The organism is Mycobacterium sp. 155, from assembly GCF_000373905.1.
Classification (GTDB): Bacteria; Actinomycetota; Actinomycetes; order Mycobacteriales; family Mycobacteriaceae; genus Mycobacterium.
Window position 1 is genome coordinate 2,749,147 of sequence record NZ_KB892705.1, and the last position, 14,156, is coordinate 2,763,302.

The 14,156-nt window shown below is 66.4% G+C and carries 10 protein-coding genes; 4 read left to right on the plus strand and 6 right to left on the minus strand.

Going from position 1 to position 14,156, the window contains the following annotated elements:
- Positions 1–27 precede the first annotated feature (27 nt).
- Positions 28–1,650, plus strand: a complete 1,623-nt coding sequence (locus B133_RS0113085) for a S53 family peptidase (RefSeq protein WP_018601710.1) — start codon at positions 28–30, stop codon at positions 1,648–1,650.
- A 66-nt stretch (positions 1,651–1,716) separates the two neighbouring features.
- The gene (locus B133_RS0113090) at positions 1,717–3,642 is read left to right on the plus strand and encodes a zinc ribbon domain-containing protein (protein WP_018601711.1); all 1,926 of its coding nucleotides are present in this window, start codon (positions 1,717–1,719) and stop codon (positions 3,640–3,642) included.
- An 82-nt stretch (positions 3,643–3,724) separates the two neighbouring features.
- On the opposite strand, the gene guaA is transcribed toward B133_RS0113090, so the two are convergent.
- From guaA to B133_RS22795, 3 genes are all read right to left on the minus strand, one after another.
- A complete protein-coding gene (gene guaA, locus B133_RS0113095; protein ID WP_018601712.1) occupies positions 3,725–5,284 on the minus strand; it encodes a glutamine-hydrolyzing GMP synthase in 1,560 nt (519 codons plus the stop codon).
- Positions 5,285–5,414: 130 nt separating this feature from the next.
- On the minus strand, positions 5,415–7,439 hold the full coding sequence (locus tag B133_RS0113100) for a YhgE/Pip domain-containing protein (RefSeq protein WP_255349245.1): 2,025 nt from the start codon (positions 7,437–7,439) through the stop codon (positions 5,415–5,417).
- A gap of 15 nt (positions 7,440–7,454) precedes the next feature.
- Positions 7,455–8,159, minus strand: coding sequence for a hypothetical protein (locus tag B133_RS22795; RefSeq protein WP_051088119.1), 705 nt, complete (start codon positions 8,157–8,159; stop codon positions 7,455–7,457).
- Positions 8,160–8,303: 144 nt separating this feature from the next.
- Between B133_RS22795 and B133_RS0113110 the strand changes: the two genes are divergently transcribed.
- Together B133_RS0113110 and B133_RS0113115 are read left to right on the plus strand one after the other, a co-directional pair.
- A complete protein-coding gene (locus B133_RS0113110; protein ID WP_026256377.1) occupies positions 8,304–8,933 on the plus strand; it encodes a TetR/AcrR family transcriptional regulator in 630 nt (209 codons plus the stop codon).
- A 122-nt stretch (positions 8,934–9,055) separates the two neighbouring features.
- Positions 9,056–9,589 (plus strand): hypothetical protein, encoded by a 534-nt coding sequence (locus B133_RS0113115; RefSeq protein WP_232423297.1) that lies wholly within the window; start codon positions 9,056–9,058, stop codon positions 9,587–9,589.
- On the opposite strand, the gene B133_RS0113120 is transcribed toward B133_RS0113115, so the two are convergent.
- The 3 genes from B133_RS0113120 to guaB all read right to left on the minus strand — a co-directional run bounded on the left by B133_RS0113120 (position 9,586) and on the right by guaB (position 14,155).
- Positions 9,586–11,337, minus strand: a complete 1,752-nt coding sequence (locus tag B133_RS0113120) for a GMC oxidoreductase (RefSeq protein WP_018601717.1) — start codon at positions 11,335–11,337, stop codon at positions 9,586–9,588. The two genes, B133_RS0113115 and B133_RS0113120, sit on opposite strands and share 4 nt — an antisense overlap.
- 87 nt (positions 11,338–11,424) lie before the next feature.
- Positions 11,425–12,561, minus strand: coding sequence for a GuaB3 family IMP dehydrogenase-related protein (locus tag B133_RS0113125; protein ID WP_198291068.1), 1,137 nt, complete (start codon positions 12,559–12,561; stop codon positions 11,425–11,427).
- Between the two features lie 52 nt (positions 12,562–12,613).
- A complete protein-coding gene (gene guaB, locus B133_RS0113130) occupies positions 12,614–14,155 on the minus strand; it encodes an IMP dehydrogenase (protein ID WP_018601719.1) in 1,542 nt (513 codons plus the stop codon).
- Position 14,156 lies beyond the last annotated feature (1 nt).

The window sequence follows — 14,156 nt, forward strand, 5'->3', positions numbered from 1 at the left end:
CGAGGTTCGTTCGTCAGTCGTCCGTCCATGGCCGGGACACGCGTCATCCCCGGATACGCACTACTGACGCTGATCCTGGCTGGAGCACTGCTCCTGGCCTCGGACCTGCGGGTTACCCAAGCACCGGGCGTAAGGACTCCTATCGGCGGTCCTTACGCCCAGTTGCTTGCCGCCTCAACCGATCTTGGGCCTTCGCACCATGACTCGGTCCAGCTCACAGTCGCCCTGCAGGGCCAGCACCGGCCGGCGGCGCTGTACACCTGGGCGGACGGCCGAGGGCTGTCGGTGCGATGGCGCGCCGGCGACCCGTGGGCCATCATCGACGGCGCCCCCGCGGCCATGGCCGCTGCCTTCGGTGTCGACATCCATGATTACCGGGGTAGACGGGGCCAGGTGTTCTACGCCTCGCCGCAACAGCCGTCGACACCCGAACCGCTGCGCGGCGAGGTCGTCGAGGTCGGCCGTATCCTCAGCTACACCCCGCCCCGGATGTCCCGGCCGGACCTGTCGAACCTGCCCACCGACGTCCCCGACCGGGGGCTGACCCCGACGGCGCTGCTCAACACCTACAACTTGAGCGAGCTTGCACAGCAGGGCTACACCGGCAAGGGCACCACCATCGTGATCTTCGCGTTCGACGGTTTCGACCAGACCGATCTGGACACCTTCGCCACCACCTTCAACCTGCCGAGGTTCACCCCCACCCTGATCGGCGGACAGCCCAGCGAACCCCACGGCGAGACCACCATGGATCTGGAGGTCGCCCACGCCCTTGCGCCCGATGCGCGCAAGGTGGTGGTCAACGCTCGACCGACGGTCCAGGGAGACGGAGCCTACGAAAAGATCGGGCAGATGCTTCAAACGGCAGACTCCCAGTTCCCCGGTGCGGTCTGGAGCTTTTCCATCGGCTGGGGCTGCGACAAGCTGATCACCGCCGCCGATCTGGCCCCGGTCCGCTCCGCGCTGACCACAGCACACTCCCACGGCACCACGGCATTCAATGCCAGCGGCGACCTGGCCGGCCTGGAATGCAAAGGCGGACAAGACTGGTCGTCGCCTCCGGGACCCGACGACATCGGGTTGGACTCGGTCGCATCGCTGCCCGAGATCACCAATGTCGGTGGCACCACGTTGTCCACCGATACGGACGGCGGTTGGCTGGCAGAACAGGCCTGGTTCGACGTACCGCTGACGCAGGGCACTGGCGGCGGGGTTTCGGCGCTGTTCGACCGACCGGACTGGCAGCGCGGTGTCACCGCGCCCGGCAGCACCGAAGCCGGCGGCGACCACAAGCGGCTCACCCCGGATGTGTCCGCGGTCGCCGACCCGTTCACCGGCGTGAAGATCGTGTTGAACAATCAGCTGCTGGTCGGTGGCGGCACGTCCCAGTCGGCGCCGCTGTGGGCCGGCATGGCCGCGGTGATGGATCAGTATCTGCTCGCCAACGGTGGCCGGGAGCTGGGTGATCTCAATCCGCTGCTGTACCGCATCGCTGCCGGGGCGCCACTGCCCGCCTTTCACGACGTCACGCTCGGTGGCAATGCGGTGGCCAATGCCGGGCCGGGCTACGACCTGGTGACCGGCCTCGGAACACCCAACGTGGACAACCTCGTCAAGAACATCCTTGTCTGGCAGAGAGCGAACCCATGAATAGCCGGCGAGAAGCGAAGGCGGGTCCCGCATGAATAGCCAGCGAGAAACGAAGGCGGGTCCCGCATGAAAACCGACCCAGGCCTCGTCGGTCCGGAGACGATGGAATGCGAGGTCTGCCAACTCGAGGTCCCCGCAGGGCGGTACTGCGGGCTCTGCGGCGCTCCGCTGTCGGACCACCGGGCCAACGGTCCGCACTGGCTGCGGGCGCGGTCTTTCAGCGCGGCTCCGGGACAGCATCTGCTGATCCCTTCGGTCGCCAGTTCGCTGTTCCCGCATCTGTCTCCACGGTCGCGGATGGCGTTCCTGGGCGGCCTGGCACTGCTGTTGGCGGCACTGGTGGCCGCTGCCCTGTTCCGGCTGCCTGCCGCACTCATCGCCGTCGCCTCGCTGGGTCTGCCTCTGCTGTTCGGAATCTACCTGCGGGAGTCCGACGTTCATCGCGACGTCCCGAGCAGCACCCTGGTCCTCACCGCACTGCTGGGCGCGGGTCTCGGGATCGGCTGGGTGCTGTTGACCGGTGAGGCGATGGCCCGCGTGTACGGCGTCCCGCTGGGCATGGGTATCGCCGGGTCGCGCATGCTGCGCGAGAGCATCGGGGTGTCCTTGGGCGGCATGGTGTTGATGCTGGTACCCGCGCTGGTAGTGCGCTTCACCCGTCGGGGAACACAAGAAGCGTTGGACGGCTACGCAATCGGCGCGTTCGGCGCGCTGACCTATTGTGCTGCGGCGACGATGACGCGCCTGGCGCCGCAGTTCACCACCGGCATGGTGGCCCGCGACCGGCCGATGAGCGGGCTGCTGGTCGAGGCCGGGATCCGCGGTGTCGCGGTACCGACGATCGCTGTCGCGGTGGGCGGGCTGATCGGTGCAGCGCTATGGTTCACCAGACCACCCAACAAGGTTCACGTACACCGCGGGTTCGTCCGTATCACCCTGACCCTGTTCGCGGTCGGGGTGATGATCCTCTACGCCGGGCTCGGCCTGATCGACATTGCGCGATTCCCGCAGTGGCTGCAGTTCGGGCTGTACATCGCCTTGGCAGCGATCGCGCTGCTACTCCTGCGGCTCGGTGTGCATCTGGCGCTGCTGCACGAGGCCCAGGATGAGATCCACACCGATGAGCCGCTGCTGTGCATCCAATGCGGACATGTCGTGCCCGACGCTCCTTTCTGCGCACACTGCGGTGCGGCCATCCATGCCTCGTCGCGCAGTTCGCGCAAAGCCCGCAGAACGGGCCGGCCGATACGTCAGGGCGAGCCAGGGGAGATCACGGTCGGGCTGCTGCCCGGCTACTCGATCCACAAGGGGGCGTTCACCGCTGCGCCCGTGCACAAGACGTCGTACACCAGGTTGGCTCTGGCCCTCGGGGTCGTCATCGTCGTCGCGGCGGCCGGGTTGGTCGGCCTCTCGGCGGTACTGCAGAAGCCGGCGGCACGCTACGTGTGCCCGCCGAACTGTGGCTCGCCACCGTTCGGACAACCCGTCACCATCAACCCTCTGTACACGGCGGCCGACGGCTCGTTCACCGTGTCGTATCCGGCCGCGGGGTCGGCCTACAAGGTCAGCACCAATGATCACGGCGTGATGGCGAACCTGCTGGCCGGCGACGGGGGCACCATGCAGCTGTTCAGCAAGCCGGCGGCCGGCAAATCACCGAAAGACATTGCCGTCCAACTGGTTCGCCAGACATTCCCGGACACCAAGACCGCCTACGAGATACCCAACACGATGGTGGGCTATCAGCCCGGGTTCGGACTTACCGCCGACTACTGGCCACAGGGCTCGACCAGCAGCTACGCCCGGATGCGCGTAATCATCATGGTGGCGGTCAAACATGATCTCGCGCTCATTGCCGCGGCCGTCGGGCCCTACCGCAAGTTCGGTCCGGACTCGGGTTCCGGCAAGCCGTCAGGCGCCAACCTGCAGCTCGCGCTAGATATGGGTAAGTATGTCAACAGTTTTCGCTGGCGTGGAGACCCCAGCCGGTAGCCGACCCATCATTGGCGCGAGCAGACACTGCGGTACCCAAACTGCGGCGTGTCGGGTACCTGAGTGCCTGCTCGCGGGGGAACTACTCCCACTCGATGGTGCCGGGCGGTTTGCTCGTGACATCCAGCACCACTCGATTGACTTCGGGCACCTCGTTGGTGATACGGGTTGAAATCCGTTCCAGCACTTCATAGGGCACCCGAGTCCAGTCGGCGGTCATGGCATCCTCGCTGGACACCGGGCGCAACACGATCGGATGGCCGTAAGTGCGCCCGTCGCCCTGCACTCCGACAGAGCGAACGTCGGCGAGCAGTACCACCGGGCACTGCCAAATCTGCTGATCCAGACCCGCGGCTGTGAGTTCCTCACGGGCGATCGAGTCGGCGCGGCGCAGCGTGTCGAGCCGCTGGGCGGTCACCTCACCGACGATGCGGATGCCCAGCCCAGGACCCGGGAAGGGTTGGCGCCCAACGATTTCCTCCGGCAAGCCGAGCTCACGACCCACCGCCCGTACCTCATCCTTGAACAGCAGGCGCAGCGGCTCGACGAGTTTGAACTTCAGATCGTCAGGCAGACCGCCGACGTTGTGGTGACTCTTGATATTGGCCGTGCCGGTGCCGCCGCCGGATTCGACGACGTCGGGATACAGTGTGCCCTGCACCAGGTACTCGATCTCGGCCTCGGAGCTGCCCAGGGTGTCGCGCACCGCGCCCTCGAAGGCCCGGATGAATTCGCGGCCGATGATCTTGCGCTTGCCCTCGGGATTGGTGACACCGCTGAGCGCCTCAAGGAACCGGTCGGCGACGTCGATGGTGACCAGTTTGGCACCGGTGGCGGCGACGAAGTCGCGTTCCACCTGAGCTCGCTCCCCCGCCCGCAGGAGGCCGTGGTCGACGAATACGCAGGTAAGCCGGTCGCCGATGGCGCGTTGCACCAGCGCTGCGGCCACCGCGGAATCGACGCCGCCCGACAGCCCACAGATGGCCTGACCATCACCGATCTGCTCCCGCACCGCCGCGATGAGTTGCTCGGCGATGTTGGCCGACGTCCAGGTCGGTCCGATCCCGGCGAACTCATGCAGAAACCGGGTCAGCACCTGCTGGCCGTGCGGTGAATGCAGCACCTCGGGGTGGTACTGCACACCCGCCAGCCGGCGGGCCCTGTTCTCGAATCCGGCAACCGGCGCCCCGGAGCTTGAGGCGATGACGTCGAAGCCGTCCGGTGCGGCGGTGACTGCGTCGCCGTGGCTCATCCAGACCGGCTGCATCGTGGGCAGGTCGGCGTGCAGCTCTCCGCCGGTCACCTTGAGCTCGGTGCGGCCGTACTCACTGGTTCCGGTGTGCTCGACGGTGCCGCCGAGCACCTGCGCCATGGCCTGGAATCCGTAGCAGATGCCGAACACAGGCACGTCGAGATCGAACAGTGCAGGGTCGAGTTGCGGAGCACCGTCGGCGTAGACGCTGGCCGGGCCGCCGGACAGCACGATCGCCTGCGGGTCGCGCGCCTTGATCTCCTCGACGCTAGCGGTGTGCGGGACGACCTCGGAGTAGACCCGCGCCTCACGGATGCGCCGCGCGATCAGCTGGGCGTACTGCGCGCCGAAGTCAACGACGAGAACGGGGCGGGGGGATTCTGCTGCCACCGGCTCAGTCTAGGAGTTGGCTGGTCCCGGTCCGCGTCGCCACCGCACAGAGGCACATTCCTCAGGTACGGGACGCGGCATCGGTGCCATGCCGCCCAGCCGCGGGATCAGCACCGGATGAGCGCGGGGCTCACATCTTGATCGCCGGTATCAGCCTGTTGAGGTTCCACAGTCGGTCTCGCCGGGCGGACAGACAGGAGATCGTCATCGCTCCTATCCAGATGATCACGAGCGCGACGATGGCCTGCCACAGCCGGAAGTCGATCCCGCCGAGGATGAGCTGGCGTAAGCCATTGACGCCGTAGGTCATCGGGTCGTACTTGTGGATCACCTGGAAGGGCTTCGACGTGGTTTCGACGGGATACATGCCGCCGGCACTCACCAACTGCAGCATCAGCAACGCCATCACCAGCACGCGCCCCACCACCGGCCCGACGAGGGCGTTGATCGCCTGCGTGGCAGCGACGAACGTACACGAGATCAACACCATGAACCCGAGCATCGCGACTGGGTGCGCGGCGTGCATACCGAGGGCGAACCGCACCACGCAGTACAGGATGACGGCCTGGCAGAACCCGATCATCGCCGCGGGCAGGTAACTGGCGAGCACCACCCGGATCGCCAGCACCTCCGCGGCGACAGCACGACTCTGCAGGGGCCGCAGGATCATCCACAGCACCAAAGCACCGAAGAACAAGGCCAGAGTGAGGAAGAACGGCGCCATGCCGGTGCCGAAGTTGGGTGCGGCGTTCTCGTGTGAGGTTTCGAGATTGACCGGGCCGCCGATCGTGTCGGCGATCGCATTCTTCTGCTGGGCGCTCCAGTCGGGAACCTGCTTGGCGCCTTCGGCGAGTTTGGTCGCCAGCTCGGCCGACCCCGACCGCAGCTGAGCGGTGCCCGATTTGAGCTGGGTCGCACCGTCGTCGAGTTTGACGATACCGCTGGCCAATTCTGCGCTGCCCGAGGACAGCTGCTGTGCTCCGCTACGGAGTTGCGTCAGCTTGTTGTCGAGGTCCCGGCCCGTGCCACCAACTTGGTTGAGCGCGGAGTTGAGCGGGCTGCCGGGAGCGCGCAGCGCCGTGGTCATCGAGATGGCCGCGTTCTCGGCGTCAGTGAGCTGCTGACGGACCTGCGGGGTGAACTGGTGACCGCGCAGCTGGTCCTGGATCCCGCGTAGGGTTCCGGCGGCGTTGTTGGCCAAGGGATCCGGGCTCGCGGATAACTGGTCGATCACCGTGGTCAACGAATCAGCAGCGGCGTCCTGCGCCGTCGCGATGCCACCGATCTGGTCGTTGGCCTGCTGCAGCGCGGTTGCGCCCTGCTGTAGCTGGTCGGTGTTGCCGCCGATCTGCGACAGCGCCCTGGTCACTGTGACCAATGGATCGGTGGCCTTGATGATCCCGTCGGAGAGCTGCTTGGCACCAGCGGCGACCTGCGCCGAACCAGAGCGAGCGGTGTGCAGGCCCGCCGCCAGCTGCCCGGCGCCGTCATCGACTTTCACCGCCCCGTCGGCAAGCTGCTGGGCGCCGTCGGCGGCTTGCCTGATGCCCGCCCCGGACGAAACCACCACTGACAGCACCTGATTGACCGCCTGCCCGGAGATCCGGGTGGAAACGGCATTGAGCACCTGGTCGACGGCGGTGCGTCCGATACTCGACGAGATGTAGTTGTTGGCGTCGTTGTACACCGCAATCAGGTTCGCCCGCTTGGGTTCCCCGGTCACGGGCGACGCGATCGCCTCACTGAAGTTCGGCGGCAACTCGAGCATGAAGTAGTACTTGCCGTGGTCGACGCCCTGACGGGCCTCATCGAGGTCCATCACGTGCCAGTCCAGGCTGGCATCATCGGTGAGACTCTTGGCGATCTCGTCGCCCGCGTTGATCTTCTGCCCGGAAACCACGGTCCCCCGGTCGGAATTGACCAGCGCGACAGGCATCTTGTTGACGTGACCGAACGGGTCCCAGTACGCCCACAGATACAGCGCACCGTAGACCAGTGGCAGCAACATCAGCACGACGATCGCCAGCCGGGTCATCCGGCTGCGGCCGAAGCGCTTGATCTCCGAGCCGAGTGCGAGCCCAGCCAGCGGGGATGAGCCGCTTGCGCGAAGACCTTTCAGCGGGGATGAGCCGCTTGCGCGAAGACCGTTTAGCATCGTCAGTCCTTCCGGTCAGGATGCGGTGTGATCGTGCAGATCGTGGATGGGGGCATCGACGCCGAGCGGGTTGGTGACACCGACCACGACGGTGCGCCGCGTCGCGATGGCGGCGAGACGTTCAACGGCGGTCGCGCGTCTGGTGTAGTCGCGGACCTGCTCGAGATCTCCGACCACCAGGATCTGCCGGTCCGAGAACAGCGACAGGGTGACGCGTAGCAGGAACAGCTCGAGGTCGGACAGGTCACTGATGAAGGCCTTCGGCGACGGCGACGGCACGTCACCGAACACCTCGGCCAGTTCGGCCTCTCCGGCTTGGTCGGGCACGCGCGAATACCACGGTGCGAGCCATCGCCGCTGCTCGACGACAACGGTTCGCACGGTCACAGAGTCGGGGAGATCATCGATGTCGTCGAACGCGGCGATCGAGCAATGCCGGCGGATGGCTCGGGGCTGGGTGTCGCCGCATACGGTCACAGTTCCGTGGGTGGGCTTGAGGCGGCCGGCCAACGTCAACAGCAGGGCGGTCTGCCCCCAACCTCCGGGCATCTGAATCGCGTGAAAACCTCGCGTGAGTTCCAGGTCGACACCGGAGAACAGAGGCTCGTGTTCGCCGTCCACGCCGAGGCCGGTGGCGACTATCAGGGGTTTGTCGTCCGGTTCGGCCGGGCCCTCGTCGGGCTGCACACCACCCTCGCCCGGTTCGTCCTCTGCGTGCATGCGGTTGCTCTTTCCGTTGCCCGTTGCCGTCACCGGTCGGTCCGATACGAGGTGCCGTTGCCGCTACCCCGCCGAACCACCGGATCAAAGTCTGCCATCCCGGCAATTTCGATACTGACTGGTATCCATTCGATACTAATGAGTATGCTGCCGGGTATGCCGTCCGTCAAACCCGCACGCACCAGGCCCACCCGCGGCGAGGTTCGCGACCGAATCCTTGACGCAGCCCTGGAGGTGTTCGCCGCCGAAGGGTTCGCGGGCGCCACCATCGACGCGATCGGTCAGGCCGCGGGTTTCACCAAGGGCGCGGTGTACTCCAACTTCGAATCCAAGGACGACCTGTTCCTGGCATTGCTGGACCGCCAGTTCGAGACCCGGGGTGAGCTGATCGCGACGGCTTTCGACAACAACGGCGGTGACACGGCCGCCACCGCGCGGGCGTTGAGCCGATCCATGCTGGAGTCCATCCGCAATCAGAACGAGTACTACGTTGTCCTCACCGAATACTGGCTACGGGCCGTGCGCGATCCACAACTGCGCGACCGGCTTATCGCACGCCGCCGCACCGCCGTCCAGCAGGCACTGCAGGTCGTCAACAACGTCGCGACCGCGTTGCCGCGGCAGAATCTGCTGGCACTCGCCCAGCTCGTCGTCACGATGTCGACGGGAGTCGCGATGGAGGAACTGCTCCAGCCCGGGACGATCGACGAGACCATGCTGGCACGCCTCATCGCCGCGTTGGTCGAAGCGGCGCCGGACGCCGACGAGCAGTAGGACGCGTTTCGCCGACCTCTGAGACCGCAGCCCGGCCCACGGTCAGTGATGGCAATCCGCCGGGTAGTGCCGCATACCCGGATGTGACGCCTTAAGGTGGCGTGATGCGCAGGAGAATGCTGATGCCTCTGGCGAGCGCGGTGATCGGCGTTGGTCTCGGTGTCGCCGGCGTGGCCGCGGCGGACCCGCCGCCACCTCCGCCCCCTCCACCTCCGCCCCCGCTGAATCTCAATGCGCTTGCGCCGGTCAAACCGTCGGAGTTCGCGATGCAGAACGGTGAATACTACGCATTCGCGGTGCCGGGCGATATCGCGTGCGCCATCAGCCGCACGTCCGGCAACTACGGCTGCACCGGCCCACTGCCCGCAGCTCCAGACGGGGCCAACGCGGTCACGGGTGGACAACAGGGGCCGCCCGGCTTCGTCAACGACAACCGGCCGCTGTTCGCCTTCGACGGGCTGCCCAACCGATTGCTGCCCGGGTCGCGCATCAGCTTCCGCAACGTGACGTGCGGGACCGACGGCACGGTGACGATGTGCAGCAACTCTTTTGACGGGGCAGGGTTCGTCCTGAGCCCCGGGGGCAGCTATGTCCTCGAGCCGAACAACCCGCTGCTGCTCAACACCGGCGAGGGACGCAACCCGTTCGCCAACTAAGCGGTTGTGTTGACCGGCTCGATCGGCAACCGCCGCAACGCACCCGGAGCATCGGTGGGCACCACGGGATGCAACGGGGCGACCGGGTCGAGCCGCTGATACGGCTCTCCCTGGGCCGGCCGGACGTCTTCCTGATCCTTGTTGGGCCACAGCGCCGCCGCCCGCTCTGCTTGTGCAGTGATCGAAAGAGACGGATTCACACCGAGATTCGCTGAGATCGCGGCGCCGTCGGCGACGTAGAGCGTTGGGTAGTTGTACACCCGCTGGTACGGGTCGATGACGCCGTGTTCGGCATCGGCACCGATCGCGGCACCGCCGAGGAAGTGCGCGGTCAGCGGGATGTTGAACAGTTCACCCCAGGTACCGCCCGCGATGCCGCCGACTTTTTCCGCCATCCGCCTGGTGAACTCGTTGCCGACCGGGATCCACGTCGGATTCGGTTCTCCGTGGCCCTGTTTGGACGTCAACACCCGCCGGCCCCCCGGCCCGCGTCTGGTAAAGGTGGTGATCGAGTTGTCCAGATGCTGCATCACCAAGGCGATGACCGTCCGTTCACTCCAGCGAGCCGGGTTCAGCAGCCGGATCAGCAGCGCAGGCTGCTCACGGCCTTGGTCCAGGAACTGGCGCCAGCGCGGCACATCGGTGCCGCCCGGGCCGGCGCCGTCGGTCATCAGCGTCTGCAGCAGGCCCATCGCATTGGACCCCTTGCCGTACCGCACCGGCTCGACGTGGGTGTCGGCGGTGGGATGTACCGACGATGTGATGGCCACACCATGGGTGAGATCCAGATCCGTTGGTACCGTGAGGGTTTGAGCTCCGACAATCGACTCGGAGTTGGTGCGGGTCAGCACGCCCAGCCGATCGGACAGCCTGGGCAGTTTGCCGGTGTCACGCATCTTGAAGAGCAGCTTCTGCGTGTTGTACGTGCCCGCCGCCAGGACCAGATGCGACGCGGTGAAAGTCTTGCGGTGACGACGCAGCTTGCTGCCCGTCTTCACTGTGCCGACCTCCCACAGACCGTCGTGCCGCTGCTCGAATCCGGTGACCGTGGTCATCGGATGCACTTGCGCACCAGCCGATTCGGCGAGGCCGAGGTAGTTCTTGACCAAGGTGTTCTTGGCGCCGTGGCGGCAGCCCGTCATGCACTCGCCGCATTCCAGGCACCCGGTACGGGCGGGCCCCGCGCCACCGAAGAACGGATCGGGCACAGTCCTGCCCGGGGTCTTCTCGCCGTCAGGCCCGAAGAACACACCAACAGGAGTGGCGACGAAGGTGTCCCCGCATCCCATGTCGTCGGCGACCTCTTTGACGATGCGGTCGGCATCGGTGAAGGTCGGGTTCTTCACCACGCCGAGCATGCGTTGCGCCTGCTCGTAATGGGGCATGAGCTCGGCACGCCAGTCGGTGATGCCCTTCCACTGCGGATCGTTGAAGAACGGCTCCGGCGGCACGTACAGCGTGTTGGCGTAGTTCAGCGATCCGCCACCGACGCCGGCGCCGGCCAGGATCATTACGTTGCGGAGCAGGTGGATACGCTGGATGCCGTACATGCCCAGCTGCGGCGCCCACAGGAACTTACGCAGGTCCCACGAGGTCTTGGCAAAGTCAGCGTCGGCGAACCGTTGACCGGCCTCCAGTACACCGACGCGATAACCCTTTTCGGTCAGCCGCAGCGCGCTGACGCTGCCACCGAACCCGGAGCCGATAACCAGGACGTCGTAGTGAGAGTTCGAAGAGTCACTCCGCATGATTTCAGTATGACCCTACCGGCAGGTAACTAGCTAGACAGGAAGGCCTAACTTGTAAAGAACGACCGTCCGCGAGCTCGGCGGATATTAGGACCCGACGGTCAAGCCGACCTTCTGAAACTCCTTGAGATCGCAGTACCCGGCCTTGGCCATGGCCCGACGCAGTCCGCCGACGAGGTTCAGCGAGCCGAACGGGTCATCCGAAGGTCCGTTGAGCACGGTCTCCAACGCCGGCCGCTCCCCCAGCGCAATCTGCAGCAGTGCGCCGCGCGGCAGCGACGGGTGCGCCGCGGCGGCCGGCCAGAACCAGCCGTCCCCCTGCGCCTCCGCGGCAACCGAAAGTGGCGTGCCCAGCACCACTGCATCGGCGCCGCACGCAATTGCCTTGGCCAGATCGCCCGATGTGTGGATGTCGCCGTCGGCCAGCACATGCACGTAGCGGCCGCCGGTTTCGTCGAGGTACTCCCGGCGTGCGGCGGCCGCATCGGCGATCGCCGTGGCCATCGGCACGCTGATACCCAACACCTCGTCGCTGGTGGTGACGCCCTGTGTGGAGCCGTAGCCGACGATGACACCGGCCGCACCCGTGCGCATCAAGTGCAGGGCGGTGCGGTGGTCCAGGACGCCGCCCGCCACCACCGGGACATCGAGCTCGGAGATGAACTTCTTCAAATTGAGAGGCTCACCGGCGCCGTCATCCTTGGCGACCCGCTCGGCCGAAATGATGCTGCCCTGGATGACCAGCAGGTCGATACCGGCAGCCACCAGGGCGGGCGTCAGCGCTTGGGCATTCTGGGGGCTGACCCGGACTGCGGTCGTCACCCCGGCCTCCCGGATGCGGGCCACCGACTGTCCCAGCAGCTCCGGGTTCAGCGGTGCCGCATGCAGTTGCTGCAGCAGCCGGATCGCCGCCGACGGCTCATCGGAAGCCGCCGCCTTCTCCAAGACCTGGGCGATCTTCTCCTCGACATCGGCGTGCCTACCGATCAGACCCTCACCGTTGAGCACACCCAGCCCACCGAGGCGCCCGAGTTCGATGGCGAATTCGACCGACACCAGCGCGTCCGTGGGATGGGCGACGACGGGAATCTCGAACCGGTAGGCGTCCAGCTGCCAGGTCGTCGACACATCCTTCGACGACCGGGTGCGCCGTGACGGCACTATGTTGATGTCGTTGAGTTCATAGGTCCGGCGGGCGGTTCTGCCCATGCCAATTTCGACCATGTCACGCATGACGAGCCCTCTCTTTGCGTGTGCTTCGGCGCGCTAGCGCTCGTCAGCGGGTGGAGTAGTTCGGTGCTTCGACAGTCATTGTGATGTCGTGCGGGTGGCTCTCTTTCAGCCCCGCCGCAGTGATCTGCACGAATTGGGCCTGCTGCAGCGCTTCGATGGAGGCCGACCCGGTGTAACCCATGGCGGCCCGCAGACCGCCGGTGAGCTGGTGGATGACGGTCGAGAGCGGGCCACGGAACGGCACCCGGCCCTCGATACCCTCGGGCACGAGCTTGTCCTCGGAGAGCACGTCGTCCTGGAAGTAGCGGTCCTTGGAGTAGCTCTTGGCCGCACCCCGGCCCTGCATGGCACCCAGCGAGCCCATGCCGCGATAGCTCTTGAACTGCTTGCCGTTGACGAAGATCAGATCACCAGGCGATTCGGCGGTGCCGGCCAGCAGCGAACCCAGCATGGCCGTCGACGCACCGGCCGCGAGTGCCTTGGCGATGTCACCGGAGTACTGCAAACCGCCGTCGGCGATCACGGGCACCCCGAACGGCTTGCAGGCCGCGACGGCCTCGAGGATCGCGGTGATCTGCGGGGCTCCCACACCGGCCACCACACGGGTCGTGCAGATCGAGCCCGGGCCGACACCGACCTTCACGGCATCGGCGCCGACCTCCACCAGCGCCGCCGCCGCGGCCCGGGTGGCGACGTTGCCGCCGACCACCTCGACACGATCGCCGACCGCCGTCTTAAGCCTGTACACCATGTCCAGCACACCCCGGTTATGGGCATGGGCGGTATCGACGACCAGCACGTCCACGCCGGCTTCGACCAGCGTCATGGCTCGGGTCCAGGCGTCATCACCCACACCGACGGCAGCGCCCACCAGCAGCCGGCCGTCGCTGTCCTTGGTGGCCAGCGGGAACTGCTCAGTCTTGACGAAGTCCTTCACCGTGATCAGGCCGGTGAGCTTGCCGTGGCCGTCGACGATGGGCAACTTCTCGATCTTGTGCCGGCGCAGCAACCCGAGCGCGGCCTCTGCGGAGACACCCTCGCGGGCGGTGATCAGCGGCGCCTTGGTCATCACCTCGGAGACCGGCTTGTTCTGGTCAACCTCGAACCGCATATCGCGGTTGGTGATGATCCCGACGAGAGCACCGTCCCCGTCGACCACCGGCAGCCCCGAGATCCGGAACCGCGCACACATCGCGTCCACCTCGGCCAGCGTGTTGTCCGGCGAGCATGTCACCGGATCGGTGACCATGCCGGCCTCGGATCGCTTCACGGTCTCCACCTGGCCCGCCTGCTCCCCGACGGGCAGGTTGCGGTGCAGCACGCCCATACCGCCGGCACGGGCCATCGCGATCGCCATCCGCGACTCGGTCACGGTGTCCATCGCCGAGCTGACGAGCGGTACCTTCAGCCGGATCTTGCGGGTGACCTGGCTGGACGTGTCCGCTGTGGCAGGCACCACGTCCGAGGCGGCCGGCAACAGCAGCACATCGTCGAACGTCAAACCGAGCATGGCGATCTTGGTCGGATCGTCGCCGCCGGTCGGCACCGGTACGGCAATGGGAACGCTGCTTTCAGCGATCGACATG

What these genes read in the sequence shown, in the direction of transcription:
- B133_RS0113100 (WP_255349245.1), bottom strand. Translation starts at nt 7,439, where the DNA reads ATGCTAAACGGTCTTCGCGCAAGCGGCTCATCCCCGCTGAAAGGTCTT.
- B133_RS0113125 (WP_198291068.1), bottom strand. Translation starts at nt 12,561, where the DNA reads ATGGTCGAAATTGGCATGGGCAGAACCGCCCGCCGGACCTATGAACTC.
- B133_RS22795 (WP_051088119.1), bottom strand. Translation starts at nt 8,159, where the DNA reads ATGCACGCAGAGGACGAACCGGGCGAGGGTGGTGTGCAGCCCGACGAG.
- B133_RS0113090 (WP_018601711.1), top strand. Translation starts at nt 1,717, where the DNA reads ATGAAAACCGACCCAGGCCTCGTCGGTCCGGAGACGATGGAATGCGAG.
- B133_RS0113110 (WP_026256377.1), top strand. Translation starts at nt 8,304, where the DNA reads ATGCTGCCGGGTATGCCGTCCGTCAAACCCGCACGCACCAGGCCCACC.
- B133_RS0113115 (WP_232423297.1), top strand. Translation starts at nt 9,056, where the DNA reads ATGCCTCTGGCGAGCGCGGTGATCGGCGTTGGTCTCGGTGTCGCCGGC.
- guaB (WP_018601719.1), bottom strand. Translation starts at nt 14,155, where the DNA reads ATGTCGATCGCTGAAAGCAGCGTTCCCATTGCCGTACCGGTGCCGACC.
- B133_RS0113120 (WP_018601717.1), bottom strand. Translation starts at nt 11,337, where the DNA reads ATGCGGAGTGACTCTTCGAACTCTCACTACGACGTCCTGGTTATCGGC.
- B133_RS0113085 (WP_018601710.1), top strand. Translation starts at nt 28, where the DNA reads ATGGCCGGGACACGCGTCATCCCCGGATACGCACTACTGACGCTGATC.